The organism is Pseudomonas sp. LSJ-87 (assembly GCF_032971465.1).
Taxonomy (GTDB): Bacteria; Pseudomonadota; Gammaproteobacteria; order Pseudomonadales; family Pseudomonadaceae; genus Aquipseudomonas; species Aquipseudomonas putida_Z.
The window spans coordinates 64,606-90,793 of record NZ_JAWJYQ010000015.1 but is presented as its reverse complement, the minus strand read 5'-3'; the positions used below and the strand labels follow the sequence as shown (position 1 = coordinate 90,793).

Genomic DNA, 26,188 nt, shown 5'->3' with positions numbered 1-26,188 from the left:
GCGATGCAATTTGACCTCCCCCAACCCCCCCTGCAGCCCCTGATCCTGCCCTGGCTCCAACAAGCCCAGGTAGAAGCCGCCATCCTGCGCCTGGACCTGATCGACCCGCTGATCAGCGGCAACAAATGGTTCAAACTACGCCACCACCTGCAACAGGCCAGCGCCAGCAACGCCCCGGGCCTGATCAGCCTCGGCGGCAACCATTCCAACCACCTGCACGCCCTGGCCGCTGCCGGCAAGCGCTTCGGCTTCGCCACCGCCGGCCTGCTGCGTGGCCACGCCCAGGACACGCCAACCGTGCGTGACCTGCAGGCGCTGGGCATGGAACTGCACTGGCTGGGCTATGGCGGCTATCGCGCACGAAACCAAGCGGGTTTCTGGCAGCCTTGGCAAGCGCGCTACCCGGGTTGGCACTGCATCCCCGAAGGGGGCGGCGGGCTGGCTGGTGCACAGGGCTGCGTGCTGATCATGCAGCAGGCGCGCGCGCAGATCGCGGCACTGGGCTGGTCGGGCTACGACGTCTGGTGGCTGGCTGCCGGAACGGGGACTACCCTGGCCGGCCTGGTAATGGCCGAGGCGGGCGCACATGTGGTGCATGGCGCATTGGCGGTACCCAGGGACCATGGTGTGCCGGAGGCGGTAGCGACACTGGCCGGCGCGCATGGCTACCAGCTGCACGACGCCTGCCGTGGCGGTTTCGGCAAATTCGACGCTGAGCTGCTGGCGTTCATCGCCGATTGCGAGCGGCACACCGGCGTGCCGCTCGAAGCCCTCTACACCGGCAAGGCCCTGCTGGCCCTGCGTGAGCAGGTCGAGGCCGGGCTGTTCTCGCCCGGCACCCGCTTGATCGTGGTGCACACCGGCGGCCTGCAGGGCCGGCGCGGTTACTTGTAGGGCAGCATGCGCAGCAGCGTGTTGTCGCGCTGCACATAGTGGTGATACAGCCCGGCCAGAGCGTGCAGGCCGATCAGCCAGTAGCCCCAGCTGCCGATGCGTTCATGCCAGCCTTTGATGAACTTGGCCTGGTCCGGGTTCGGGCCGATCAGGTGCGGCAGCTCCAGGCCGAAGAACGGCACTGGTTTGTCGGCGGCGCTGAGGATCAGCCAGCCGGCCAGTGGCAGGATGATCATCAGCAGGTACAACGCCAGGTGCATCAGGTGCGCGAGGCCGGTCTGCCAGGCCGCAGGTTTGGGCACGATGGGTGGAGTCGGGCGGCTCAGGCGGATGGCCAGGCGCAACCAGACCAGCACGAACACACTGAGCCCGAGCATGAAGTGCAGGTCCTTCATCAGGTTGCGTTCGACGCTGTCCTTGGGGAACAGGCCACGCAGTTCGATAAGGGCATAGACAGCGGCCAGCAGCACCAGCATCAGCCAGTGCAGGGCGATGGACAGGCGCGCGTAATGGGTCGCGGGGGTGGATGAAACCATGATTGGTCCTCGTCATCAGGTCGGAATGGCGCTCTTGCCGGCGCTCAGGAAGTACTGTAATGGCTACGGGGGAACAAATCTTTGCGCCAGGTCTGTGAAAATTGTGTTGTCTGCACCGGCCCTTTCGCGGGTGAACCCGCTCCCACAGGCACAGCGCAGAGCCAGAGACCTGTGCAGTACTTGTGGGAGCGGGTTTACCCGCGAAGGGGCCAGCCCAGACAACATCAGACATCGGGCAGATGCGGCCAATCATCAGCCACCAGAAACACCCGTTCAGCCTCCTGCCAGGCGCCATCAGCCTCTTGCTCCAACCTCACCAGCAACTGCGCCGGACCCTGCCGCTCCAGCACGTGCAGCCACGCCGCAAACTGCTCCACCGCCCAGCACTCCTGCGCCTCGACCCGCGCCGGCGCCAGCCAGGCATGCCGTTGCAGCGGCTGCCATCGCTCACCTTCGCCCATGACCCAGTCCCTCCGCCGCAGCCAGCGCCCGCGCAAGTGCTGCGGGTTGGCGCCCTGTGGTGGCTGCGCATGCCCAGGCCACGGGTAGAACAGATAGCCACCCAGCCACACATGCGCCTGCACCTGCTCCACCCCCAGCCGGGCCAGCACCTCGCGGCTGTGCGCCCCCGCTGACATGGGCAGCTGGTGCCGCGCCAGGTGCGCCAGTTTGCTTCCCAGTCGGTCATGGCAGCCCGGCCCCAGCCAGGCAACGGGGTCGTGCCCGGGATGCTCCGGGCCCAGGTACAGCTTGATGGCCAGTTCCAGGTGGTGCACACCGTCGCGGTCGCGCAGCACCACATCCAGCTCGCCCAGGGTGCGCCCGCCTTCGCGAATCGCCAGGTTGGCCGCCAGTAGTTCAATGCCCGGGGCCTGGCCCAGGGCGAATTGCCACAGCCGTTCGTAGTAGTGCCCCAGGCGCCGGCTGCCCAGCTGCGCCAGCCAGTCGCGCAATGGGCGGTCATCGTCATCCAGCGCCCGCAGCCAGTCTGCCAGGCGCTGTGGCTGGTCCGCCCACAGGCTACCCGCCAGCGGATGGCGCTGGGGGCAGGGCGGGGCGCTGAGCAACGGGGGCGACAGCAGGGCCCAGGCCAGGTCGCGCACGTTGGGGCGGCGTAGCTGCCGGGGCAGGTCGTGGAGCAGGGCGAATGGCATCATCCTGCGAGCATAGCCGGTTTGCCGCTACCCGGTGGTTTCGCCCATAATCGCGGCATAGTCACCCGCCGCAGAGCCTCGCAGGAGCCCCATGGAGCAATTTCGCAATATCGGTATCATCGGCCGCCTTGGCAGCTCGCAGGTGCTCGACACCATTCGCCGACTGAAAAAATTCCTCCTCGAGCGCCACCTGCACGTGATCCTCGAGGACACCATCGCCGAAGTGCTGCCCGGCCATGGCCTGCAAACCTCCACCCGCAAGCTGCTGGGCGAGGTCTGTGACCTGGTCATCGTGGTCGGCGGCGACGGCAGCCTGCTGGGCGCCGCCCGCGCCCTGGCCCGGCACAACATTCCGGTGCTGGGCATCAACCGTGGCAACCTGGGCTTCCTTACCGACATCCGCCCCGACGAGCTGGAAGAGAAGGTCGCTGAAGTGCTCGACGGCCACTACCTGGTGGAAAACCGCTTCCTGCTGCAGGCCGAGGTACGCCGCCACAACGAAGCCATCGGCCAGGGTGATGCGCTGAACGATGTGGTGCTGCACCCGGGCAAGTCGACGCGCATGATCGAGTTCGAGATCTACATCGATGGCCAGTTCGTCTGCAGCCAGAAGGCCGACGGCCTGATCGTCGCCACCCCCACCGGCTCCACCGCCTACGCGCTGTCGGCCGGCGGCCCGATCATGCACCCCAAGCTCGACGCCATCGTCATCGTGCCGATGTACCCGCACACTCTGTCGGGCCGGCCGATCGTGGTCGACGGCAACAGCGAGCTGAAGATCGTGGTGTCCAAGGACCTGCAGATCTACCCGCAGGTATCCTGTGACGGCCAGAACCACTTCACCTGCGCCCCTGGCGACACCATCACGGTGAGCAAGAAACCGCAGAAGCTGCGCCTGATCCACCCGCTGGACCACAACTACTACGAGGTCTGCCGCACCAAGCTAGGCTGGGGCAGCCGCTTGGGAAGCAGGGACGACTGATGCTCGATCCGGCGCGTAGTTTCGACATCATCGGTGACGTGCACGGTTGTGCGCTGACCCTTGAACGCCTGCTCGACGCCCTTGGTTACAAGCGAGTGGCAGGCGTGTGGCGCCACCCGCGGCGCCAGGCGCTGTTCCTTGGCGACATCGTCGACCGCGGGCCACGCATTCGCGAGGCGCTGCACATCGTCCACGACATGGTCGAGGCCGGCCAGGCGTTCTGCATCATGGGCAACCACGAGTACAACGCGCTGGGCTGGGTTACCCCGGCACTGCCTGGCAGCGGCAAGGCCTTCGTGCGCGAGCATACGCCGCGCCACGCCCGGTTGATCGACGAAACCCTGACTCAGTTTGCCCATCACCCCGCTGACTGGCACGACTTCGTCAACTGGTTCTACGAATTGCCGCTGTTCGTCGACGCCGGGCGCTTCCGCCTGGTGCATGCCTGCTGGGACCCGCGGCTGATCGAGCCGCTGCGCCAGCAGTACCCCGACGGGCGCGTCGACGAGCACTTCATCCAGGCCTCGGCGGTGAGCGGCAGCTTTGCCGCCACCGTGTGCAACCGCCTGCTGCGCGGCACCGACATGCGCCTGCCGGACGGCCTGACCCTCACCGGTGGCGACGGCCTGACCCGTGCCTTCTTCCGTACCAAGTTCTGGGAAGAAGATCCGCAAACCTACGGCGACATCGTGTTCCAGCCAGACGCCCTGCCCGCGGAAGTGGCCAGCACCCCGCTCAGTCACAGCCAGAAGAACGCCTTGCTGCGCTATGCCGAAGACGAGCCCATGCTGTTCGTCGGCCATTACTGGCGTAGCGGCCGCCCGGCGCCGATCCGCGCCAACCTGGCCTGCCTGGACTACAGCGCCGTGCTCTACGGCAAGCTGGCCGCCTACCGGCTGGATGATGAAACCCGCATCGACCCGCACAAGTTCGTCTGGGTCGATGTCGACCGCCCACAGGCCAACCAATGAACATTATCGAAGTGATGCGCCTGCCGCTGTCGGTCGACCTCAGCGGCTTCGTTCACCTGCTGCAGCGCCTGCAGGTGCCGCACCGGGTCAGCGAGGAGGGCGATGCCCAGGTGCTCTGGGCCCCCGACACCCTGGCCGCAGACGTCCGCGAACTCTACCAGCGCTACCCCGACGGCAACGCCGACCTGCCAGCCACCACCGATCCTGTGGGAGCGGGCGAGCCCGCGAAAGGGCCCTCCCTGGCGGAACAGGCCCGCGCCTGCAAGATCACCACCCTGACCCTGCTGCTGTGCTTCATCGTTGCCGGCCTCACCGGCCTGGGCGACAACTTCACCACCATCAGCTGGTTCACCTTCCTCGATTTCCGCGTCCAGGGCGACTACCTGTACTTCAGCCCGCTGGCGCAAAGCCTGGACGAAGGCCAGTGGTGGCGCCTGGTATCGCCCATGCTGCTGCATTTCGGCGTGCTGCACCTGGCCATGAACAGCCTGTGGTACTGGGAACTGGGCAAACGCATCGAATTGCGCCAGGGCCCGTGGGCGCTACTGGGCCTGACCCTGCTGTTCAGCCTGGTGTCCAACCTGGCCCAGCACTACAGCAGCGGGCCGAGCCTGTTCGGCGGCCTTTCCGGCGTGCTGTACGGCCTGCTCGGGCACATCTGGCTGTACCAGTGGCTGGCACCCGACCGTTACTTCAACCTGCCCAAGGGCGTGCTGGTGATGATGCTGATCTGGCTGGTGGTGTGCCTGAGCGGCGTGATCGACACCCTGGGCCTTGGCCAGATCGCCAACGCCGCCCACGTCGGCGGGCTGCTCATCGGATGCCTGACCGGGCTCTTGGGTGGGGCGCTGGCCCGGCGTAAACTGTCGGCTTGAATCAGGAGACACTATGTCCACTTTCGCGCAAATGATTGAAAACATCACCCCGGAAATCTACGAGAGCCTGAAACTGGCCGTGGAAATCGGCAAATGGTCGGATGGCCGCAAGCTCACTGCCGAGCAGAAAGAGCTGTCGCTGCAGGCGGTAATCGCCTGGGAGATGAAAAACCTGCCCGAAGACCAGCGTACCGGCTACATGGGCCCGCAGGAATGCGCCTCGAAGTCCGCGCCGATCGCCAACATTCTGTTCAAGTCGGACTCGGTACATTGATCGAACTCGCTCGTGGCTCGTTGAGCAAGATGGCGGTAAGCCTGCAGGCGCCAGTGGTGCAGTACAGCTTCCGCCTGGATGACACGCAGGTGCCGGTCAACCCGCTGATTGGCCAGCGCCTGCGCCTTGAATACCTCGGCGCCATTCACTGCAGCCATTGTGGCAAGCGCACCAAGACCAGCTTCAGCCAGGGTTACTGCTACCCGTGCATGACCAAACTGGCCCAGTGCGACGTGTGCATCATGGCCCCGGAAAAGTGCCACTACGACGCTGGCACCTGCCGCGAACCGTCGTGGGGCGAACAGTTCTGCATGACCGACCATGTGGTCTACCTGGCCAACTCGTCGGGGATCAAGGTCGGTATCACCCGCGCCACCCAGCTGCCCACCCGCTGGCTCGACCAGGGCGCCAGCCAGGCCCTGCCGATCGTGCGCGTGGCCACCCGCCAGCAGTCCGGCCTGGTCGAAGACTTGCTGCGCAGCCAGGTGCCGGACCGCACCAACTGGCGCGCCCTGCTCAAGGGCGATGCCGAGGAGCTCGACCTGGTCGCCATTCGTGAACAGGTGTTCGACGCCTGTGCCGATGGCCTGCGCGAGCTGCAGGGGCGCTTCGGCCTGCAGGCGATCCAGCCGCTGGCCGACGCCGAAGTGGTGCAGATGAAGTACCCGGTCGAGGCCTACCCATCGAAGATCGTCAGCTTCAACCTCGACAAGGACCCGGTAGTGGAAGGCACGCTGCTGGGCATCAAGGGCCAGTACCTGATCTTCGACACCGGTGTGATCAATATTCGCAAGTACACGGCCTACCAGTTGGCCGTGCTCCAGTAAAAAGGACCTGCACATGCGTACCGAACAACCGCAAGTGATCTACCTCGAGGATTACCAGGCGCCCGAGTACCTGATCGACGAGACGCACCTGACCTTCGAGCTGTTCGAGGACCACACCCTGGTTCACGCGCAACTGGTCATGCGCCGCAACCCGGCACGCGGTGCCGGCCTGCCGCCACTGGAACTCGATGGCCAGCAGCTGGAGCTGCTGCGCGCCTCGCTGGATGACCAGGAGCTGCAGCCGGGCGACTACCAGCTCGATGCCGACAGCCTGACCGTGCAGCCCAAGGCCGAGCGCTTCACCCTCGACACCAGCGTGAAGATCCACCCCGAGAGCAACACCGCACTGGAAGGCCTGTACAAGTCGGGCAAGATGTTCTGCACCCAGTGCGAGGCCGAAGGCTTCCGCAAGATCACCTACTACCTCGACCGCCCGGACGTGATGAGCACCTTCACCACCACGGTCATCGCCGAGCAGCATCGCTACCCGGTATTGCTGTCGAACGGCAACCCGATCGGCAGCGGGCCGGCAGACGATGGTCGCCACTGGGCGACCTGGGAAGACCCGTTCAGGAAGCCGGCCTACCTGTTCGCCCTGGTGGCCGGTGATTTGTGGTGCGTCGAGGACAGCTTCACCCGCCAGTCCGGCCGTGACGTGACCCTGCGCATCTACGTCGAGCCCGAGAACATCGACAAGTGCGACCACGCCATGGTCAGCCTGAAGAAGTCCATGCGCTGGGACGAAGAAGTCTATGGCCGCGAGTACGACCTGGACATCTTCATGATCGTCGCGGTCAACGACTTCAACATGGGCGCCATGGAAAACAAGGGCCTGAACATCTTCAACTCCAGCTGTGTGCTGGCCCGTGCCGAAACGGCCACCGATGCCGCACACCAGCGCGTCGAAGGCGTGGTTGCCCACGAGTATTTCCACAACTGGTCGGGCAACCGGGTCACCTGCCGTGACTGGTTCCAGCTGTCGCTGAAGGAAGGCTTCACGGTGTTCCGCGATGCCGAGTTCAGCGCCGACATGAACTCGCGCACGGTCAAACGCATCGAAGACGTGGCCTACCTGCGCACTCACCAGTTCGCCGAAGACGCTGGCCCCATGGCCCACCCGGTGCGCCCGGACAGCTTCATCGAGATCTCCAACTTCTACACCCTGACCGTGTACGAGAAGGGCGCCGAAGTGGTGCGCATGGTTCGTACCCTGCTGGGCGCAGACGGCTTCCGCAAGGGCAGCGACCTGTATTTCGAACGCCACGATGGCCAGGCGGTGACCACCGACGACTTCATCAAGGCCATGGAAGACGCCAACGGCGTCGACTTCACCCAGTTCAAGCGCTGGTACAACCAGGCCGGCACCCCGCGCCTGGAAGTCAGCGATGCCTATGACGCGGCCGCGCAGACCTACAGCCTGACCTTCCGCCAGAGCTGCCCGCAGACCCCGGACAAGGCCGAAAAACTGCCGTTCGTGATCCCGGTGGAGCTTGGCCTGCTGGATGCCGCAGGCAACGACCTGCCGCTGCAACTGGCCGGTGAAGCGACGGTGCACGGCACCAGCCGCGTGCTGTCGGTGACCGAGGCCGAGCAGACCTTCACCTTCCAGGGCATCCAGGCCAAGCCGCTGCCTTCGCTGCTGCGTGGCTTCAGTGCACCGGTCAAGCTCAGCTTCCCCTACGACCGCGACCAGCTGATGTTCCTGATGCAGCACGACAGCGACGGCTTCAACCGCTGGGAGGCGGGGCAGCAGTTGTCGGTGCAGGTGCTGCAGGAGCTGATCGGCCAGCATCAGCGCGGCGAAGCACTCAAGCTCGACCAGCGCCTGATCAGCGCCCTGGGCACCGTGCTCGGCAACGACTCGCTGGACCCGGCCATGGTTGCCGAAATGCTCTCGCTGCCGGGTGAGGCCTACCTCACCGAAATCAGCCAGGTGGCCGACGTGGACGCCATCCACGCCGCCCGCGAGTTCGCCCGCCAGCAGATCGCCGAGCAGCTGTTCGACGCTCTGTGGGCGCGCTACCAGGCCAACCGCGAAGTGTCGCGCAGCACCGCCTACGTGGCCTCGGCCGAGCACTTCGCCCGCCGCAGCCTGCAGAACATCGCGCTGTCGTACCTGATGCAGAGCGGCAAGCCGCAGGTGCTGCAGGCGACCCTGGAGCAGTTCGAGCACTGCGACAACATGACCGAGCGCCTGACCGCCCTGGCCGTGCTGGTCAACTCGCCGTTCGAGGCCGAGCGGGCCAAGGCGCTGGAAGCCTTTGCCGAGCACTTCAAGGACAACCCGCTGGTCATGGACCAGTGGTTCAGCGTGCAGGCGGCCAGTACGCTGCCGGGCGGGCTGGCGCGGGTCAAGGCGCTGATGCAGCACCCGGCGTTCACCCTGAAGAACCCGAACAAGGTACGTGCGCTGGTCGGCGCCTTTGCCGGGCAGAACCTGGTCAACTTCCATGCGGCGGATGGCTCTGGCTACCGCTTCCTGGCGGACCTGGTGATCGAGCTGAATGCGCTGAACCCGCAGATCGCCTCGCGGCAACTGGCACCGCTGACCCGCTGGCGCAAGTATGACGATGCGCGTCAGGCCCTGATGAAGGGCGAGCTGGAGCGGATTCTGGCTTCTGGTGAGCTGTCCAGTGATGTGTATGAGGTTGTGAGCAAGAGCCTGGCTTGAGTTTTCCGTAGCCTGAGCCGACCTCTTCGCGGGTAAACCCGCTCCCACAGGTACTGCACCGCTTTCATGGGCTGTGCAGGACCTGTGGGAGCGGGTTTACCCGCGAAGCTTTTGGAGCCGACAACAAAACATAACACCCCGCCCGTTGTGTTCCCGCAAATATCCCCGCTACGATCCCCTCAAGCTATTGCAGGCCTCTAGATCAGGCTTTTCGCAGTACCTGCAGTGCATTGACCCACCACACAAGAACACAACAGGGGGACAGTCATGAGGGAACAGAACAGGCGCTTTGCCTGGCCATTGGCAGCCGGCGCGGTACTGGCGCTGGGGCTTGGCATGTGGGCTGACAGCGTGCAAGCCGCTGCCGCCGACGAGTATTCCACCGAATCGGCCAAGGCCAGCCAAAGCCTGCTGATCGACGCCACCCATGCCGGCAAGCGCCTGGTGGTGGTGGGCGATCGCGGTCATATCCTGTTCTCCGACGATCAGGGCAGCACCTGGACCCAGGCGCGAGTGCCCACCCGGCAACTGCTGACCGCGGTGTTCTTCCTCGACGACAAGCGCGGCTGGGCCGTCGGCCACGATGCGCTGGTGCTCGCCAGCAGCGATGGTGGTGCCACCTGGAGCAAGCAGTTCGAAGACCTGTCCCGCGAAGCACCCTTGCTCGATGTCGCCTTCCTCGACGCCCAGCACGGCTTTGCCGTAGGTGCCTATGGCGCCTTGCTGGAAACCACCGACGGCGGCCAGCACTGGCAGGATGTCGCCGAGCGCCTGGACAACCCCGACCAGCTGCACCTGAACGGTATCGCCCAGGTGCGTGACGCGGGCCTGTTCATCGTCGGCGAGCAGGGTGGCATGTTCCGCTCCGCCGACAACGGCCAGACCTGGGCCAAGGTCGAGGGCCCTTACGAGGGCTCGCTGTTCGGCGTGATCGGCACTGCCCAGCCGCACACCCTGCTGGCCTACGGCCTGCGCGGCAACCTGTTCCGTTCCACCGATTTTGGTGACAGCTGGCAGCCGATCGAGCTCAAGGCCGCACGTGGAACCCTCGAATTCGGCCTGGCAGGCGCTACGCTTGTCGAGGACGGTAGCCTGGTGCTGGTCGGCAATGGCGGCAGCGTGCTGCGCAGTACCGATGATGGCCAGACCTTCAGTGTCTACAACCGCGCCGACCGCATTGCCCTGGCCGGCGTCAGCGGCCTGGCCGATGGCGGCCTGCTGCTGGTAGGGCAGGGTGGCGTGCACCTGGCTGACCCGCAGGGTGCTGACCAGGAGGTGCGTCCATGACCAGCAGGGAGAGCATCACCATGCACCCGCATCACCAGGACAAGGCCACGCTGCTCGAACGCCTGATCTTCAACAATCGCCCCGTGGTCATCGCCCTGTGCGTACTGGTCAGCATCTTCCTGTTCTGGCAGGCCACGCAGATTCGCCCGTCCACCAGCTTCGAGAAGATGATCCCGCTGCAGCACCCGTTCATCGAGCAGATGATGGAGCACCGCAACGACCTGGCCAACCTCGGCAACACCGTGCGCATTTCGGTGGAGGCCGTGAATGGCGACATCTTCGACAAGGACTACATGGAGACCCTGCGGCAGATCCATGACGAAGTGTTCTACATCCCTGGCGTCGACCGTGCCGGGCTGAAGTCGCTGTGGAGCCCCAGCGTGCGCTGGAGCGAGGTCACCGAGGAAGGCTTTTCCGGTGGCGAGGTGATCCCCAACACCTACAACGGTTCGCAGGACAGCCTCGACACCCTGCGCGACAACGTGCTCAAGTCGGGCCAGGTGGGGCGCCTGGTGGGCAACAACTTCAAATCCAGCATCGTCGACGTGCCGCTGCTGGAGAGCTACCCAGACCCGCAGGACCCGGGCAAGCAGGTGAAGCTGGACTACCAGCAGTTCTCGCACCAGCTGGAAGAAAAGATCCGTGACAAGTTCCAGGCGCAGAACCCCAACGTGAAGGTGCACATCGTCGGCTTCGCCAAGAAGGTCGGCGACCTGATCGACGGCCTGGTGATGGTGGCGATGTTCTTTGGCGTCGCCCTGGCCATCACCTGGGTGCTGCTGTACTGGTTCACCTGGTGCATCCGCAGCACCATCGCCGTGCTCATCACCACCCTGGTGGCGGTGGTCTGGCAGCTGGGCCTGATGCATGCGGTGGGCTTTGGCCTGGACCCGTATTCGATGCTGGTGCCGTTCCTGATCTTCGCCATCGGCATTTCCCACGGGGTGCAGAAGATCAACGGTATCGCCCTGCAGTCGAGTGACGCCGACAACGCCCTGACCGCCGCCCGGCGCACGTTCCGCCAGCTGTTCCTGCCGGGGATGATCGCCATCCTCGCCGACGCCGTGGGCTTCATCACCTTGCTGATCATCGACATCGGCGTGATTCGTGAACTGGCCATCGGTGCTTCCATCGGTGTGGCGGTGATCGTGTTCACCAACCTCATCCTGCTGCCGGTAGCCATCTCCTACGTCGGCATCAGCAAGAAGGCCGTCGAGCGCAGCAAGCAGGACGCCACCCGCGAGCACCCGTTCTGGCGCCTGCTGTCGAACTTTGCCAGTGCCAAGGTGGCGCCGGTGTCGGTGGCCCTGGCGCTGGTCGCCTTCGCCGGTGGCCTTTGGTACAGCCAGAACCTGAAGATCGGCGACCTCGACCAGGGCGCGCCGGAGCTGCGCCCCGATTCGCGCTACAACCAGGACAACAACTTCATCATCAGCAACTACTCGACCAGTTCCGACGTGCTGGTGATCATGGTCAAGACCCCGCCGGAAAGCTGCTCGATCCACTCGACCATGGCGCCGATCGACGAGCTGATGTGGACCATGCAGAACACCCCGGGCGTGCAGTCGGCAATTTCCCTCGTGACCGTGTCCAAGCAGGTGATCAAGGGCATGAACGAGGGCAGCCTGAAATGGGAAACCCTGTCGCGCAACCCGGACATCCTCAACAACTCCATCGCCCGCGCCGATGGCCTGTACAACGGCGACTGCTCGCTGGCGCCGGTGCTGGTGTTCCTCAACGACCACAAGGCCGAAACCCTGGAACGGGTCACTGCCGTGGCCAAGGCGTTTGCCGACAGCCACAACAAGGAAGGCCTGCAGTTCCTGCTGGCGGCGGGCAATGCCGGGATCGAAGCGGCGACCAACGAGGTGATCAAGTCGGCCGAGCTGACCATCCTGATCCTGGTGTACATCTGTGTGGCGGTGATGTGCCTGATTACCTTCCGCTCGTTCGCCGCCACCCTGTGCATCGTCCTGCCGCTGGTGCTGACCTCGGTGCTGGGCAACGCGCTGATGGCCTACATGGGCATCGGGGTCAAGGTGGCGACCTTGCCGGTGGTGGCGCTGGGTGTGGGCATTGGCGTGGACTATGGCATCTACATCTACAGCCGGCTGGAAAGCTTCCTGCGTGCCGGGTTGCCGTTGCAGGAGGCTTATTACGAGACCCTGCGCTCGACTGGCAAGGCGGTGCTGTTCACCGGGTTGTGCCTGGCCATCGGCGTGTGCACCTGGATTTTCTCGGCGATCAAGTTCCAGGCGGACATGGGGCTGATGTTGACCTTCATGCTGCTGTGGAACATGTTCGGTGCGCTGTGGCTGTTGCCGGCGTTGGCGCGGTTCCTGATCAAGCCGGAGAAGATGGTGGGCAAGGAGGGCGGGTCGATTTTTGCCCATTGAATTGCAGGGGGCCGCTTTGCGGCCCATCGCCGGCAAGCCAGCTCCCACAGGTACAGCGCAAGCCTCCAGATTTGTGCGATCCCTGTGGGAGCTGGCTTGCCGGCGATGGGCTGCAAAGCAGCCCCAGGGCTATAATGCCAACTCATTTCAGATTGGTACCCCCATGTCCCCCCTCGCCACCGCCCTGCAGTCCTGCGACATGCTCCTGATCGACGGCCTGCACGCCTTCGACTTCACCTCCGATGAATCCGGCCTCACCATCGAATGCATGGACGGCCGCCAGCTCCGCCGCTGGTCCTTCACCCCCGAGCAGATCACTGCTGCCATCGCCGTGGGTGACGAGTGGCAACTCGACGATGCCAACGGCGAGCATCGGCTAGTCTGTATGAGTGCCTTTCGTGCCCCGGATGATGACGAAGATGAATCGGATCTGGACGAGCCTGCTGACCGTTAGCCTGATGAGCATGACCCTCCACGCCCACGCCGCCACCTTGCTGGTGGGCAGCTACACCGATGGCGCCAGCCAGGGCATCTACCGCTATCAGTTTGACGAAAAGACCGGCCATATCGAACCTGCGCCGCAGCAGGTGGTGAAGAGTGTCAGCCCTTCGTGGCTGGTATTGTCGGCCGATCAACGCCAGCTGTTCGCGGTCAATGAAACCCCGAACGGCCATGCCAGCAGCTTCAGCGTCAGTGCAAAAGGCGAGATCAAGCCCATCAACCAGGTGGCCAGCCAAGGTGACGAGCCGACTCACGCCAGCCTCAGCCAGGACCAGCGTTATCTGTTCGTGGCCAACTACGCAGTCAAGCCCGACCCTGGCGGCAGCCTGGTGGTAATCCCGGTGGCCAAGGACGGCAAGCTCAAGCCGGTGGTGCAACAGGCCCGGCACAAGGCGAGCGGGGTCAACCCCGAGCGCCAGGCCGGCGCCCATGTGCATTCGCTGGTGCTGTCACCCGACGGCCGCCACCTGTATGCCAGCGACCTGGGTGCCGACAAGGTGTTCATCTACCGCTACGACGGTGCCAGCGCAGACCACCCGTTGACGCCGGCGATCCCCGCGTCGGTGGACCTGCCGCCGGGCAGCGGGCCGCGCCACCTGTTGTTCGACGCCAAGGGGCGGCACGCCTACCTGACCCTGGAAATGAGTGCCGACGTGGTCATGTTCGATGTGCAGGAGGGCAACCTGGTCGAACGCCAGCGCCTGCCCCTGACCGAGAGCAAGGAAGCTGCGGCGAAAGCGGCAGGTGGCTTGCACCTGTCGGCAGACGGGCGCTTCCTGTATGTGAGCAACCGAGGCACGGCCAACGAGATCGTGGTGTTCAGCGTGGGCAAGCAGGATGGCCAGCTGACATTCCTGCAGCGCCGTTCGGTGGAGGGGGATCATCCCCGCGAGTTCGCCCTCGATCCGAGTGACAACTTCCTGCTGGTGGCCAACCAGAAGAGCAACCAGATCGTGGTGATACGCCGCGATCCGCGCAGCGGCAAGCTGTTGGAGACGGTGCAGACGCTGAAGCAGGATGCGCCGTCGGACCTGAAATTCATCGAGTGATATCGATCGGCGTGATAATCGATACTGCCGCAATGAATTTTTGCCTGCGGCTTCGGCGGCGTAAGTTTGACCCAAGGCCCAAACGGGCCAACGTCAAACCACCGCCGTCGAGGTCAGCCCAGATGAACTTCAATCTCTTCCCGGTCATTGCCGCATCCGCCATTTCCGCTTCGGTCGTATTGCCGACGCATGCCCATGCCGACAGCAGCGGCAAGGCGTCTGCTACCCATAGCTACACCGAACAGTACCTGCGCCAGAGCGCCAACTTCCATGCGGCATTGAGTGGCAAGCACAACCACTGAATCCTGTGCTGGCCCTATCGCCGGCAAGCCAGCTCCCACAGGGGTTGAGCAGGCCTCAGGTCCAGCGCCGTACCTGTGGGAGCTGGCTTGCCGGCGATAGGGCCAGTACAGGAAACAGGGTTCATTTGGCCATTACGGCCTTGAACAGCTCCGAAGCCAACCACCCCTCCAGCCAGCTCCGCACCCGCGGATAAGCCGCCTCGGCGAACCACTGCGGTTCGACCCCGGCAAACTGGCGCATCAGGGGCAGCAACGCGGCATCGGCAATGCTCGGGTGCGTGGCCAGCAAGTAGGGCCTGCTTGCCAGCAGGCCTTCGAGTTCCGCCAGCCAGGCCTCGGCCTGCTGGCGGTAATGCTCGCGGGTATGCTCGGGGTAGCGCTCGGCATACTTGTACAAGTTCACCTGCGCCTTGAACGTGCTGTCGTTGCGCGCAATCAGGGTTTCAGCCTGCTGCGCCGCCACTGGGTCGGCCTGCAGCCGCCAGTCCTGCGGGTCGTTTTGCGCCAGCGCCCAGCGCATGATGTCCAGGCTTTCTTCGAGCACCCCGGCACCGGTATCCAGTACCGGCACCGTGCCCTTGGGTGACAAGGCCAGCAGTTCTGCCGGCTTGTTCTTCATCGCTACCTCGCGAATCTCCACCTCGCACCCCGCATAGCGCAGGGCCAGGCGCGCGCGCATGGCCCAGGGGCAGCGGCGGAACGAGTAGAGGATCACCCGCACACCTCCACGTCACTCAGGCCATTGCCTTGGCGGCGCACCTGGATCTGCACCGGGATGCGTTCGTGCATTTCCTGCACGTGGGAAATAACCGCCACCTTGCGGCCCTGGGCCTGCAAGCCGTCGAGTGCATCCATTGCCAGTTGCAGCGACTCGGGGTCGAGGCTGCCGAAGCCTTCATCGATGAACAGCGATTCGATGCGCAGCGTGCTGGAGGCCATCGAGGCCAGGCCCAGGGCCAGGGCCAGCGACACCAGGAAGGTTTCTCCACCAGACAGCGAGTGCACCGAACGCAGTTCGTCACCCATCTCGGTGTCCAGCACCAGCAGGCCGAGGGCGCTGCCGCCGCGTTTGAGGCGGTAGCGGCGGGCCAGCTGGCGCAGCTGGGCGTTGGCGTGGTGCAGCAGCAGGTCGAGGTTGTAGCCCTGGGCGATCTTGCGGAACACATCGCCCGAGGCCGAACCGATCAGGGCGTTCAGGCGAGCCCAGCGTTGCCACTGCTGGTGGGCCTGTTCGATTTCCGCCGCCAGCGCCTGGTGCGCCTGTTGGCGACGCTGGTCATCGGCCTGCTGTGCACGCAGTTCGGCGCATTGCTGCTCATGGCCGGCCAAGCGTTCGCGCAGTTCGGTCAGGGCCTGTTCCAAAGCGTCGGCCGAGGTGTCCACGGTCATTTGCGCGGCATGTTGCTGCAGGCGTTGTTCACGTTCCTGCAGCAGCACGCGGCCCTGTTCGATGGCCTTTTCGGCGCCTTGCAGGCGCTGGCGCAGCTCATTGACCTGCGCGTCCTCCATGCCCAGCAGGCGATCCAGGCCGGCGTCGTCCAGTTCCGGGTGTTCTGCGCGCCACTGGGCGATCTGGCCCTGCAACTGCTGGCACTCGGCGTCCAGCGCCTGCTGCTGCTGGGTGTTGGCCTTGAGTTCGCTGGCCAGTTGCACGCCTTGGGTACGCAGCTCCTGCAGGCGCTGGGCAGTGTCGGTGTCGAGGGCGCGGGCCTGCTCCAGCGCGGCGTCCATGTGCTGTTGCCAGGCCTCGGCGCTTGCGTGACCGCCAAGCAGTTCGCCAAGCGAAGCCTGGGCCTGTTGGCGCTGCTCGTCGAGGGCGGCAAGTTTCTGCTGCAGCTGCTGCTGGGTCTGCACGCGTGCCTGCTGCTGGTCGCGCAGCTTGTCCAGCTGGGCCTGGCGGGCTTGCTGTTCTTCCTGTTCGTCCTTGCGCTGCTCCAGTTGCTGCAGGCGTTGGGCGATCTGCTGGTCCAGGGCGAGGAAGGCATTGGCCGGGTCGTCGTTCAAGGCCTTGAGGGCCTCTTCGGGCAATACGCCGGCAAGGTCCGCGAGGCCTTGCTGCAACTGCTGCTCGTCGCTGGCCAGGGCCTGGTGCTGTTGCTCCAGGTGGCGCTGGGCTTGCTGTTGCGCCTGCTGGGCGGCCTGCAGTTGCTGGTTGAGACGGGCTGCATCTTTTTGCAGGGCGAGCAGGGCGCTCTGGCGTTTCTCGTCCTGGCCGATTTCTTCGTCCAGGCGCCGCAGCTGGCTGTCGAGCCAGGCACTGCGGGCCTTGTCGTCCTGCGGGGCCAGGGCCGGCCACAGGCTGTGCGCCTGCACCTGGGCCACCAGCGGTTGCAGCTGTTCGTCCAGGTGCTGCTGTTGCTGCTGGAAGTCCTTGAGCTGGGCGTTGACCACGCCCAGCTGGGTGCGCAGCTCCACCAGCTTGCTGTTGAGGGTTTCGACCTGCTTCTGCGCGGCATCTTCTTCGGCCTGGTCATGGCGACCCAGGCTTTGCAGCAGCGCTTCAGGCTGGTGGAACGGGTGCTCGGCGCTGCCGCACACCGGGCAGGGTTCGCCGTCGCGCAACTGGCCGCGCAACTCTTCGACGCTGGTGTTGCGTGCCAGGCGCTGGCGTTCCAGCAACTGGCGGGTGAGGTTGAGCGCTTGCTCGGCGGCTTCCAGCTCGGCCTTGGCGGCGGTGCCTTCGGTAATCAGTTGCTGGCGCTGCTGCATGGCCTGCTGCTGACGCACGCGCACGGCCTCCAGCTGCTGGCGCAGTTCCAGTTCACGGCCATGCAGGCGTGACAGCTCTTCCACGGCGCGCTGCTGCTTGCGGTTGTCCTGCAGCATGCCACCCAGCAGGTCGATCTGTTCTGCCAGGGCCTGGGGTTCGGCCTTGGCTTCGCGGAACAGCAGCTCGAAGGCATCGCGCTCGGCCTGCAAGTGCGCATTGGCCTGGCTGGCCTGGGCCTGCAGGCCGGGCAGCTCTTCACGGCCCTTGGCCAGGCGGCCCCCGATCAGCATCACTTGCTTCAGTTGCGGCAGGTAGGCGTGCCAGGCATTGGCCAGGCCCGCCAGGTGCTGGCTGTCGGCGAGCGCGGTGTCGATCTGCGCCAGTTGCTGCAGGCTGCGCTGCTGGTTGTCTTCCAGCTGCTGCAGGTGCTGCTGGCCTTCGGCGACCTGCTGCTCGGCCTGCTGGCCGGCGCTGCGCTGTGCTGCCAGCTCCTGCTCCAGGCGGGCCAGGTTGTCCTGGGCGGCAAAGGCCTGGCGCAGGCGAGGGGCGTTCTCGCTGTGTTGGGCCTGGCTATCGGCAAGCGCCTGACGCGCGGCGTCCAGCGCCTGTTCGAGCTCGCTGGTGCGCACTTGCAGCTCGGCTTGCTGCTGCTGTTGTTCGGCGATCTTCGCTGCCAGCGGTGCCAGTTGCGCGGTCAGTGTCTGCTGGCGGTGGAACTGGTGGCGCTGCGGGGCCAGGCGCTCCAGGCGCACAAGGTCCAGGCGCTGGTCAGCCAGTTGTTGCCAGCCCTGCTCGGCGGCCTGCAGCGCGGTGCCGGCTTCGGCGTGCTGGGCCTGCAGCTGGCGCTGCTCGTTCAGCCAGTTGCGTTGCTGCTCCAGCTGGCGCTCGCCGGCCTGGTCGGCCTTGAACTGCTGCTGCGCCTGTTCCAGGCGCTGGTCGAGCTCGGCGCGGGCTTCGGCGGCCATCGGCAGCAGGTGGCTGGCACGGTCCTTCAGGGCATTGTGGGCCTCGCCGGCTTCGCGTGCCTTGCTGAAGGCCCGCTGGCCCAGGCGGGTGTAGATGGCGGTGTTGGTGAGCTTTTCCAGCAGCTCGCTGCGTTCTTTGTCGTCGGCCTTGAGGAAGGCGCCGAATTCGCTCTGGGCCAGCATCACCGCGCGGGTGAACTGTTCGAAGTTCAGGCCCAGGCGGGCTTCGACCAGTTGTTTGTATTCGTTCTTGCCGCTGCCCAGTACCTGCTCGCTGTCCAGGTCATAGAAGCTCTGGCGGCTGTGCTGCAGCTTGCCGTTGGCCTTGTCGCGAGCACGGTTGGCTTCCCAGCGGGCGCGGTAGCGGCGGCCATCGATGCCGACGAAATCGACTTCGGCAAAGCCGCTGCCGGTGCCGCGGCGCAGCAGGTTGCGCGGGTCGGAGGTAGGGATCTCGCCGTCTGCATCCGGCACCTTGGCCTCGCGGCCAATGTCGTTCAGCCGTGGCACGGTGCCGAACAACGCCAGGCACAGGGCGTCGAGCAGGGTACTTTTGCCCGCCCCGGTAGGCCCGGTGATGGCGAACAGGCCGGCGCTGGCCAGCGGTTCGGCGGTGAAATCGATATCGACCGGGCCGGCCAGGGATGCCAGGTTCTTCAGGCGGATGGCAAGAATCTTCATGGCTGTTCCTCTTCCTGCTGCACGTCCTGCAACAGCAGGGCGAAGTCGGCCAGCGCCTGTTCGTCGGCGGGGTTGCCATAGGCTTGCTCCCAGGCGCGGCTGAACAGGTCCTGCGGGGTCATCTGGGACAGCTCTACAAAGGCCAGGTCATCGTCTTCGGCATTGTTGCGGCCGGCGTATTCGGCGCTGATGCGGATCAAGCGCACGGCCTTGCCTTCCAGTGCGGTTTCGATCTGCTGGCGCAGGTCGGGTTGCGGCTCGTCCAGTATCACCCGCACCTCCAGCCAGGGCTGGCGGTTGGGGTCTTCGAGCAGGTCGATCACTGGCAGGTCGGCCAACTGCTCCAGCAATTCGCCCAGTGGTGCCGGGCCGACCCGTTGCAGGGCCACGGCGCGCGGTACCGGGCGTGGTTCGACGCTGACCAGGCCAGTGCCGTCCAGCTCCACTTCCAGCACCTGGTGCGGGTAGTTGATTTCGGCGAACGACAGCGGGATCGGCGAGCCGCTGTAGCGGATGCGTTCTTCGCGGTTGACCTTCTGCGGCTTGTGCAGGTGGCCCAGGGCGACGTAGCTGATGGCCTTGTCGAACAGCTTGGCAGGCAGCGCCTCGGCGTTGCCGATGATCAGGCTGCGCTCGGAGTCTTCCGACACCGCGCCACCGGCCATGTGCGCGTGGCTGATGGCGATCAGCGCCTGGTCCTTCTTGCGCTTTTTTTGCGCGGCGGCGATCAGCTGCTGGTGCACCTGGGTGATGCCTTGCAGGTAGTCGTCGCCCAATTGCGGGCCGGTCACCTCGGCCGGGCGCAGGAAGGGCAGGGCCAGGCACCAGGCAGCGACCTTGCCACGGCCGTTGGTCAGCGGAATCAGCAGGCGCTCGGCGTCCAGCTGGCCCTCGTCCAGCCAGTGCACACGGCCCAGGGCATGAGTGCGCAGGCGGCGCATCAGTGCCGCGGGCAGCTCGATGCGCGAGCCGGAGTCGTGGTTGCCGGCGATCATCACGATGTCCAGCTTCGGCTGTTGTTCGTGGGCCTGGACGATGAAGTCGTAGAGACGTTCCTGGGCTTTGACCGGCGGGTTGACCGTGTCGAAGATATCGCCGGCGATCAGCAGCGCATCCGGCTGGCGCAGGCGCAGCTGGCCGAGCAGCCAGTCGAGGAAGCAGGCGTGTTCGAAGTCGCGTTCCTGGCCGTGCAGGCTTTGGCCCAGGTGCCAGTCGGAGGTATGAAACAGACGCATGGATGACCTGTTGGTGTCGAGTCGAGCAAGCGGGGAAAGGGCGGTATGGTAACCCAAGCATGGGGCTAACAGGTGCTCGCCTGAAAGTGTGTCGGCGAACACCTGGCAGCCTTGATGCGATCACGCTTTCTGTAGGAGCGGCCTTGTGTCGCGAAAGGGCCGCAAGGCGGCCCCGGCGATTTTGCGGTGATGCGAAGATCCTGGGGGCGCTTTGCGCCCCTTTCGCGACACAAGGCCGCTCCTACAGGGGCCGCGCTTGTCTTGGGGCTGTGTAGTCAGTGCAGGGTGATATCCCCGGTTTGCCGGTGCAACAGCAACTCGGCCAGGGCCTTGGTCATCTGTACGTGATGCACCGCGTTGACCAGCATGTTGATGCCGGGCTCGCCGGCATTGGCGCAGATGTATTCGTCCAGCGAGTCTTCGATGCCGGCCATCAGCTGGAGGGTGTGGATCAGGGCGTCAACCGAGGGTGTGTCCTGGTTGATGGTGTAGAAGGGGCGGGCCGTTAGTTTTACGGGTGGATCGGGGACGAGTTTCTTCATGGCGTATTCCTCTGAAGGAGAAGGGAACTGCCACCTGAATCTTTCTCACGGATTGAGGGTGGCAGCCGTACGCGGGGTGAGAAACCGAGGAGAAATACGCAAAGACTCGGCCAGGCCAAGGCCCGCCCACGTACGGCCACCATAGAGGTGCTGCGTAAAATCTCTGTCGGGTTCTCACACCCGGTCACCGAAGCGACCCGGAAACGTTATCCGTGAGGTGTTTCCCCGACAACAGCGATAGTTCGGCAGCGCGCGTAGGATAATTCCTAAGCGGGTTGATTCTGAAGCATTGGGTTGCAGGTTCAGAAATATCTTACGGTGGCACCGGCTACGCCGGTGTTCGCGGGTGAACCCGCTCCCACAGGTACTGCGCAAGGTTTGTGGGAGCGGGTTTACCCGCGAAGAGGCCTGCACAGGCAGCACATCACTTGGGATAGAGCGGCGGCAGGCTGCCGTTCTCGCCGGTCGGCAGCAATACCTGCTCAGCCGGCGGAATCGTACCGATCGCCCGCCACAAATCTTCACCCTGCCAGTACTGCCCGCTCTCGCTATACAGCGCCCCGTTCAACCCATCCAGTGCATCCGACAACGGTACGAACCGCGCCGCCATCTCGGCCAGGGTCTCCGGCTGCTGGCGAGCCCAGGCGTCCAGCGCCTGGCGGGTTGCCTGTGGGTCGTTGGCCTGGCACGCGCGCTTGAGATCATCCAGCAAGGTACGCGGGCTCGGCCCGGCCTGCGCGGCGCGCAGCACCGCTGGCTGCGAGCGGGCGCGCCACCACAGGGCAAAGCCCAGCAAGGTGGTGAGGGCGAACACCAGGGTGGCCAGCTGCCACGGCCAAAGCAAGCTGCTGGCACTGCTGTTGTCGCCAACCGGGGTGTCGGCGCTCAGCGCCGGGTTGTCCTGCACGTTCAGCGTGCGCGCCGGCAGGCTGCTGTGCTCCAGGTGATCTTCGCGGGTGTTCCACCAGGCCACTTCCAGCGCCGGCAGGGCCAGCGTACCGCTGTGGGTCGGCACCAGGGCTTCGCGCTCTTCGCGGTTGGCGGTCATGCCGCGCTCGCTGATTTCATTGCGCAGCAACGGCTGGTCGGGGTAACGGCGCAGGCCGGTGATTTCGGTGGCTGGCAGCGGCGGCAGCTGGGTGCTGGACAAGCCTTCGGCACGCAAGGTGATGTTGCGGGTCAACGAGTCGCCAATCTGCACCTGCTGGTTGCCAGGGTCGGGGTTCCAGTGCTCTTCCAGGGTCAGGCTGCGGGCCGGTAGCCATGGCACGCCAGCAGGCCAGGCCGCCGGAATCGGCCGTACGGCCAGGCGCAATGGCAGCGAGCTGACCTGCACCTGGTGGCCGGCCCGGGCCGTGCCGTTGGCTTGTGGGGCTTGGTCCGGGCTGGCGGCGGCGGTGGCGGTGAAGGTCAGTGGCGGGATGTCGAGGGTGCCGCTTTGCTGGGCATACACGGCATAGCGGGTTTCGATCACGCCGTGGCGGACGCCGTTGATTTCCTTTTCATAGGTGCGCGATTCACCCAGCGGTTCGACTTTGGCGTTTTCCAGTTGCAGCGGGCTGAGGCTGCTGTCGTCGTACAGTGCCACCGAATGGTAGATGCGCAGGGTGAGCACGGCCTGGGCCTGGACGTAGACCTCGCTGCTGTCGAGCGTGGCTTCGATGAACACCTGCGAGGCACTGTCCTGGCGGCTGGCATCGGCCTGCAGCACTTGCAGTTCGATGGCCTGGCTGTGCGATTGGCCCAGTTGCAGTTCGGGGATGCGCAGGCTGCCGCTGCGCCGCGGCAGCAGGGTGATGATCCAGCGGGTGCTGGCGCGGGTTTCGCCGTCGAGGCTGTGCAGGCTGTTCAGCTGGCGCGTGCCGCGCACTTCGAAGTCACCCTCCAGCGCGCGCAGGTCGGGCTTGCCGAACTGGGTGACGTCCTGGCTTTCCAGGGTCAGCTCCAGGCTTTCGCCGGCTTCCAGGCGGGTACGGTCGACGCTGGCGCGCAGCAACGGTTCGGCCTGGGCCAGCACGGCCCACAGCAGACTGAGGAGAAAGACGCCGAAGCGACTCATCGTGGGGTTTCCTGATGCAATTGCTGTTCATACCAGAATTTGCGCCGCAGCAGCTCCGCCGGGTTGTCGGGGATCTCCCGCAGCCATTGTTCCAGGGCCTGGCGCTGTTCGGCATCGAGGCTGGTCGATACCGGGCGCTGCGGCGGCTGGATGACGCTGTCATCCGCGCCCGCCTGGTTGCCGGGCGCTACCTGGCTGTTGCTGCTGCCTTCGCCGGGCTGTTCGGCGCTGGCTTGTTCGTCGTTGCCGGGCGTGCCCTGGGCCGGGCTGCTGGCCGAGCTGCTGTTGCCTTCGGTTTCGCTGCCGGGCGTGCCTTGGGCATCGCTGCTGGCTGGTTGTTCCTCGGCCTTGGCTTCCCGCTGTTGCAGCAGTTGCTGCACCAGTGCCTGGTTGTCCAGCGCCGCTTGCAGGTCGGGCTGGCGTTCCAGGGCTTGTTCGTAGGCGTCCAGGGCTGCTTCCAGTTCACCGCTATGGGCCAGGGCATTGCCTCGATTGTAGTGGGCGGCGGCGGTGTCGCCTTGGGAAAAGGCTTCGGCGGCGCCAGCATAGTCGCCCGCCTGGTACAGGGCCATGCCGCGCCATTGCGGGTCCTGGAACTGGCGCGCGGCACTGGCCGGGCGGTTCTGCTCCAGCAGGCGCTGGCCTTGTTGGTCGGGGCGCAGCCACAGGTCGTTGAACTCGAAGGCCTGGCTGGGCTGGGGCAGGGCCAGCAGCAGCGGCAGGCAGAACAGCCAGCCGCGTCGGCCGGCACAGGCGGCCAGCAGCAATAGCGGCAGCAGCAGCCAGTAACCCTGGTCGGCCCAGCTGTCCAGTTGCAGGGTCTGGCCGTCATTGCGCCCGGCGCGCGGGTTGTCGAACAGGCCCAGGCCACGCAGGTCGAGGTCGTCGATGCGGGCATGCCGGTAGCGCCCGCCGGTGCCGCTGATGAAGCCCTTGAGGCTGGCGCTGTCCAGGCGTGGCAACAGGATGCCGCCCTGGTCGTCCTTGAGGTATTCGCCATTGGCCTGGCGCACCGGTGCGCCTTCGCGGCTGCCGATGCCCAGCATCAGCAGGCTCGGGCCCTGGCGGCCGAGGGCCTGGGCGATGCCTTGGCGCTCCGGGGCGCTGAGCGACGAGCCGACCAGCAGCAGGCGGCCCTGGCCCAGGCCGCTCTGGGCCAGCAGGGCCAGGCCTTTTTGCACGGCCAGGTCGGCGCGCTGGCCGGGTTTGGGCATGATCGACGGGTCGATCGCCTCGAGCAGATTGCGGCTGGTGGCCAGGTCATCGGACAGCGGCACCAGGGTGTGCGCGGAGCCAGCGTAGACCACCAGTGCAGTCTGGCTGTCGCGGCGGTGCTCCAGCAGGTCGAGGATCTTGCGCCGCGCCTGCTCCAGGCGGTTGGGCGGGCTGTCCTCGGCGAGCATCTGCGGGGTCAGTTCGAGCAGGATCACCAGCGGGTCGGCCGGGCGCTGGCGGCTTTCTTCCACGCGCTGCCAACTGGGCCCGAGCAGCGCCAGGATCACCAGCACCCAGGCCAGGCCCAGCGCCACCCACGGCAGCTTGCTGGTGCTGCCGCTGCCACCGCCGAGCAGGACGCCATGGAACGCCGGCGGCAGAATCATCTGCCAGCGCCCGGCGCGCTTGCGCCGGTGCCACAGTTTGTACAGCAGCCAGGCGAGCAGGGGCACGGCCAGCAGCCAGAGCGGGCGCAACCATTCGGGCCACAGTTCGATCATCGCCGCCTCCTCAGGCGCAGGCGCTTCAGGCGCTGGCGCCATTCCGGGTGCGGTTGCAGGAAGCGCGGCTTGCGCAGCAGGCGGTGCAGCAAGTTGTCGGGCCATTGCACGGCCAGCACCAGCAGCACGCTCAGCAACAAGGCCAGGGCCAGGGGCCAGGCATACAGGGCCTTGGCCGTGCGCGCCTGGGTCGGTTGCTGGGCCACCGGTTCGAGCTGGTCGAGGGTGTCGCCGATGGCGTCCAGTTCGGCGCCGTCATGGGCGCGGAAGTAGGTACCGTGGGTGATGTCGGCAATTTCCTTGAGCGAGGCTTCGTCCAGGTCCAGGCTCGGGTTCAGGCCGAGCAGGCCGGGGGTGCCACTGGCCTCGGGGTTGGCGCCGATGCCGATGGTGTAGATACGCACGCCTTCCTGGGCGGCCAGGCGGGCGGCGGTCAGCGGGTGGATCTGCCCGCCGTTGTTGGCGCCGTCGGTGATCAGCACCAGCACCCGGCTTTGTGCCGGGCGTTGACGCAGACGCTTGACCGCCAGGCCAATGGCGTCGCCAATGGCGGTGTTCTTGCCAGCGATGCCGATCTGCGCCTCGTCGAGGAAGGTGCGCACGGTGCGCCGGTCGAAAGTGAGCGGCGCCTGCAGGTAGGCCTGGCTGCCGAACAGGATCAGGCCCACGCGGTCGCCCTCGCGGTCCTGCAGGAAGTCGCCGAGCAGCGCCTTGACCAGGTCGAGGCGGCTGATTTCTTCGTTCTGCCACTGCATGTCGGGGAAGTCCATCGACCCGGACACATCCACCGCCACCAGCAGGTCGCGGCCGCTGGCAGCCACTGGCACCGGCTCGCCCAACCATTGCGGGCGGGCGGCGGCGCACAGCAGCAACAGCCAGATGACGACAAAGGGCGCCTGCTGGCGCCAGGTCGGCAGGTTGAGCCGCGCGCGGCGCCCGGCCAGGCCTTCCAGTTCGTCGAGGAAGCCCACCTTGAGCACCGGTTCGCCGCTGTCGGCGGCCGGCAGCACCAGGCGCGCCAGCCACGGCAGCGGCAACAGGGCGAAGACCCACGGCCAGGCCAGTTCAAACATGCTTGCGAATCCAGGTTTCGACGGCTTGGCTGAGCCCGGCGATGGCCTTGTCGTCGAGCTTGCACTCGGGTTTGTAGGCGCCTTCGACCAGTACCATCCAGCGGGTCAGGCCGGCGGCCGGGCAGCGGTTGTCGAGAAACGCCAGCCACTGGCGGCCGTTGAGGGTGTGGCTGTTGGCGCCCGGGTAGTGGCTGCGGCACAGGCGCTTGAGCAGGGCGTTGATCTGTTGCAGCCAGGCCCCGGCCGGGGCGCCGTCGTAGGGGCGCGGCAGGCGCGCCAGTTCGGCCAGCGCTTCCACGCGCACCGGGTCCAAGGGTTGTTCGGCACGCACGATGCGGCGTTTGCCCGGGCGCCAGTGGCGCACCCGCCACAGGCCCCAGGCCAGTAGCGGCAGCACGGCCAGCAGCAGCCACCAGCCGGGTGCCGGTGGCCACAGGCCGATCGGCGCGGGGGCGATCAGCGGCTGCAGTTGGTCAAGCGGGTTCATTG

General features: G+C 65.8%; 22 protein-coding genes. 12 read left to right on the top strand and 10 right to left on the bottom strand.

Features of this window, described 5'->3' with window-relative positions; translation table 11 throughout:
* The first annotated feature begins 3 nt into the window (after positions 1-3).
* A complete protein-coding gene (locus RYH74_RS10480; RefSeq protein WP_317409361.1) occupies positions 4-894 on the top strand; it encodes a 1-aminocyclopropane-1-carboxylate deaminase/D-cysteine desulfhydrase in 891 nt (296 codons plus the stop codon).
* Here RYH74_RS10480 and RYH74_RS10475 read toward each other — a convergent pair.
* On the bottom strand, positions 885-1,430 hold the full coding sequence (locus RYH74_RS10475; protein ID WP_003260150.1) for a cytochrome b: 546 nt from the start codon (positions 1,428-1,430) through the stop codon (positions 885-887). The genes RYH74_RS10480 and RYH74_RS10475 overlap by 10 nt on opposite strands.
* Before the next feature lie 224 nt (positions 1,431-1,654).
* Entirely contained in the window at positions 1,655-2,587 is a 933-nt protein-coding gene (locus RYH74_RS10470) for a DUF1853 family protein (protein ID WP_317409360.1), read from the bottom strand.
* Between the two features lie 88 nt (positions 2,588-2,675).
* Here RYH74_RS10470 and RYH74_RS10465 point away from each other — a divergent pair, with 88 nt between their 5' ends.
* From RYH74_RS10465 to RYH74_RS10415, 11 genes are all read left to right on the top strand, one after another.
* The gene (locus RYH74_RS10465; protein WP_025338255.1) at positions 2,676-3,566 is read left to right on the top strand and encodes an NAD(+) kinase; all 891 of its coding nucleotides are present in this window, start codon (positions 2,676-2,678) and stop codon (positions 3,564-3,566) included.
* Positions 3,566-4,537: a metallophosphoesterase gene (locus RYH74_RS10460; RefSeq protein ID WP_317409359.1), complete on the top strand. Its 972-nt coding sequence runs from the start codon at positions 3,566-3,568 to the stop codon at positions 4,535-4,537. The genes RYH74_RS10465 and RYH74_RS10460 overlap by 1 nt, the downstream gene beginning before the upstream one ends.
* Positions 4,534-5,412: a rhomboid family intramembrane serine protease gene (locus RYH74_RS10455; protein WP_025338257.1), complete on the top strand. Its 879-nt coding sequence runs from the start codon at positions 4,534-4,536 to the stop codon at positions 5,410-5,412. Before RYH74_RS10460 ends, RYH74_RS10455 begins: the two co-directional genes overlap by 4 nt.
* A gap of 13 nt (positions 5,413-5,425) precedes the next feature.
* The gene (locus tag RYH74_RS10450) at positions 5,426-5,686 is read left to right on the top strand and encodes a YeaC family protein (protein WP_003260154.1); all 261 of its coding nucleotides are present in this window, start codon (positions 5,426-5,428) and stop codon (positions 5,684-5,686) included.
* Positions 5,683-6,513: a DUF2797 domain-containing protein gene (locus tag RYH74_RS10445; RefSeq protein WP_075044170.1), complete on the top strand. Its 831-nt coding sequence runs from the start codon at positions 5,683-5,685 to the stop codon at positions 6,511-6,513. Before RYH74_RS10450 ends, RYH74_RS10445 begins: the two co-directional genes overlap by 4 nt.
* Before the next feature lie 13 nt (positions 6,514-6,526).
* Positions 6,527-9,184 carry an aminopeptidase N gene (gene pepN, locus RYH74_RS10440; RefSeq protein WP_317409357.1) on the top strand — a complete coding sequence of 886 codons (2,658 nt, stop codon included), beginning with the start codon at positions 6,527-6,529 and terminating at the stop codon, positions 9,182-9,184.
* Between the two features lie 267 nt (positions 9,185-9,451).
* On the top strand, positions 9,452-10,471 hold the full coding sequence (locus tag RYH74_RS10435; RefSeq protein ID WP_286101328.1) for a WD40/YVTN/BNR-like repeat-containing protein: 1,020 nt from the start codon (positions 9,452-9,454) through the stop codon (positions 10,469-10,471).
* Positions 10,472-10,491: 20 nt separating this feature from the next.
* Entirely contained in the window at positions 10,492-12,867 is a 2,376-nt protein-coding gene (locus RYH74_RS10430) for an efflux RND transporter permease subunit (protein WP_024086538.1), read from the top strand.
* Positions 12,868-13,030: 163 nt separating this feature from the next.
* Positions 13,031-13,321 (top strand): DUF5629 family protein, encoded by a 291-nt coding sequence (locus RYH74_RS10425; protein ID WP_025338261.1) that lies wholly within the window; start codon positions 13,031-13,033, stop codon positions 13,319-13,321.
* Positions 13,287-14,417 (top strand): lactonase family protein, encoded by a 1,131-nt coding sequence (locus RYH74_RS10420; RefSeq protein ID WP_286101329.1) that lies wholly within the window; start codon positions 13,287-13,289, stop codon positions 14,415-14,417. The genes RYH74_RS10425 and RYH74_RS10420 overlap by 35 nt, the downstream gene beginning before the upstream one ends.
* 122 nt (positions 14,418-14,539) lie before the next feature.
* Positions 14,540-14,719: a hypothetical protein gene (locus tag RYH74_RS10415; protein WP_025338263.1), complete on the top strand. Its 180-nt coding sequence runs from the start codon at positions 14,540-14,542 to the stop codon at positions 14,717-14,719.
* Between the two features lie 121 nt (positions 14,720-14,840).
* Here the strand turns inward: RYH74_RS10415 and RYH74_RS10410 are convergent, their stop codons facing one another.
* From RYH74_RS10410 to RYH74_RS10375, 8 genes are all read right to left on the bottom strand, one after another.
* Positions 14,841-15,434, bottom strand: coding sequence for a glutathione S-transferase (locus tag RYH74_RS10410; RefSeq protein WP_317409356.1), 594 nt, complete (start codon positions 15,432-15,434; stop codon positions 14,841-14,843).
* Entirely contained in the window at positions 15,431-19,075 is a 3,645-nt protein-coding gene (locus RYH74_RS10405) for an AAA family ATPase (protein ID WP_317409355.1), read from the bottom strand. The genes RYH74_RS10410 and RYH74_RS10405 overlap by 4 nt, the downstream gene beginning before the upstream one ends.
* Positions 19,072-20,310, bottom strand: a complete 1,239-nt coding sequence (locus RYH74_RS10400; protein ID WP_286101332.1) for an exonuclease SbcCD subunit D C-terminal domain-containing protein — start codon at positions 20,308-20,310, stop codon at positions 19,072-19,074. Before RYH74_RS10400 ends, RYH74_RS10405 begins: the two co-directional genes overlap by 4 nt.
* Before the next feature lie 275 nt (positions 20,311-20,585).
* On the bottom strand, positions 20,586-20,852 hold the full coding sequence (locus tag RYH74_RS10395) for a hypothetical protein (RefSeq protein ID WP_286101333.1): 267 nt from the start codon (positions 20,850-20,852) through the stop codon (positions 20,586-20,588).
* Between the two features lie 424 nt (positions 20,853-21,276).
* Entirely contained in the window at positions 21,277-22,911 is a 1,635-nt protein-coding gene (locus RYH74_RS10390) for a BatD family protein (protein ID WP_025338267.1), read from the bottom strand.
* Positions 22,908-24,626 (bottom strand): vWA domain-containing protein, encoded by a 1,719-nt coding sequence (locus RYH74_RS10385; RefSeq protein WP_286101335.1) that lies wholly within the window; start codon positions 24,624-24,626, stop codon positions 22,908-22,910. The genes RYH74_RS10390 and RYH74_RS10385 overlap by 4 nt, the downstream gene beginning before the upstream one ends.
* Positions 24,623-25,699, bottom strand: coding sequence for a vWA domain-containing protein (locus RYH74_RS10380; RefSeq protein WP_015269460.1), 1,077 nt, complete (start codon positions 25,697-25,699; stop codon positions 24,623-24,625). Before RYH74_RS10380 ends, RYH74_RS10385 begins: the two co-directional genes overlap by 4 nt.
* Positions 25,692-26,186, bottom strand: a complete 495-nt coding sequence (locus RYH74_RS10375; RefSeq protein ID WP_015269461.1) for a DUF4381 domain-containing protein — start codon at positions 26,184-26,186, stop codon at positions 25,692-25,694. The genes RYH74_RS10380 and RYH74_RS10375 overlap by 8 nt, the downstream gene beginning before the upstream one ends.
* Between the last annotated feature and the right edge of the window lie 2 nt (positions 26,187-26,188).

Coding starts and splice junctions, on each gene's coding strand:
- RYH74_RS10480 (WP_317409361.1), top strand. CDS start 4: ATGCAATTTGACCTCCCCCAACCCCCCCTGCAGCCCCTGATCCTGCCC.
- RYH74_RS10475 (WP_003260150.1), bottom strand. CDS start 1,430: ATGGTTTCATCCACCCCCGCGACCCATTACGCGCGCCTGTCCATCGCC.
- RYH74_RS10470 (WP_317409360.1), bottom strand. CDS start 2,587: ATGATGCCATTCGCCCTGCTCCACGACCTGCCCCGGCAGCTACGCCGC.
- RYH74_RS10465 (WP_025338255.1), top strand. CDS start 2,676: ATGGAGCAATTTCGCAATATCGGTATCATCGGCCGCCTTGGCAGCTCG.
- RYH74_RS10460 (WP_317409359.1), top strand. CDS start 3,566: ATGCTCGATCCGGCGCGTAGTTTCGACATCATCGGTGACGTGCACGGT.
- RYH74_RS10455 (WP_025338257.1), top strand. CDS start 4,534: ATGAACATTATCGAAGTGATGCGCCTGCCGCTGTCGGTCGACCTCAGC.
- RYH74_RS10450 (WP_003260154.1), top strand. CDS start 5,426: ATGTCCACTTTCGCGCAAATGATTGAAAACATCACCCCGGAAATCTAC.
- pepN (WP_317409357.1), top strand. CDS start 6,527: ATGCGTACCGAACAACCGCAAGTGATCTACCTCGAGGATTACCAGGCG.
- RYH74_RS10435 (WP_286101328.1), top strand. CDS start 9,452: ATGAGGGAACAGAACAGGCGCTTTGCCTGGCCATTGGCAGCCGGCGCG.
- RYH74_RS10430 (WP_024086538.1), top strand. CDS start 10,492: ATGCACCCGCATCACCAGGACAAGGCCACGCTGCTCGAACGCCTGATC.
- RYH74_RS10425 (WP_025338261.1), top strand. CDS start 13,031: ATGTCCCCCCTCGCCACCGCCCTGCAGTCCTGCGACATGCTCCTGATC.
- RYH74_RS10420 (WP_286101329.1), top strand. CDS start 13,287: ATGAATCGGATCTGGACGAGCCTGCTGACCGTTAGCCTGATGAGCATG.
- RYH74_RS10415 (WP_025338263.1), top strand. CDS start 14,540: ATGAACTTCAATCTCTTCCCGGTCATTGCCGCATCCGCCATTTCCGCT.
- RYH74_RS10405 (WP_317409355.1), bottom strand. CDS start 19,075: ATGAAGATTCTTGCCATCCGCCTGAAGAACCTGGCATCCCTGGCCGGC.
- RYH74_RS10400 (WP_286101332.1), bottom strand. CDS start 20,310: ATGCGTCTGTTTCATACCTCCGACTGGCACCTGGGCCAAAGCCTGCAC.
- RYH74_RS10395 (WP_286101333.1), bottom strand. CDS start 20,852: ATGAAGAAACTCGTCCCCGATCCACCCGTAAAACTAACGGCCCGCCCC.
- RYH74_RS10390 (WP_025338267.1), bottom strand. CDS start 22,911: ATGAGTCGCTTCGGCGTCTTTCTCCTCAGTCTGCTGTGGGCCGTGCTG.
- RYH74_RS10385 (WP_286101335.1), bottom strand. CDS start 24,626: ATGATCGAACTGTGGCCCGAATGGTTGCGCCCGCTCTGGCTGCTGGCC.
- RYH74_RS10380 (WP_015269460.1), bottom strand. CDS start 25,699: ATGTTTGAACTGGCCTGGCCGTGGGTCTTCGCCCTGTTGCCGCTGCCG.
- RYH74_RS10375 (WP_015269461.1), bottom strand. CDS start 26,186: ATGAACCCGCTTGACCAACTGCAGCCGCTGATCGCCCCCGCGCCGATC.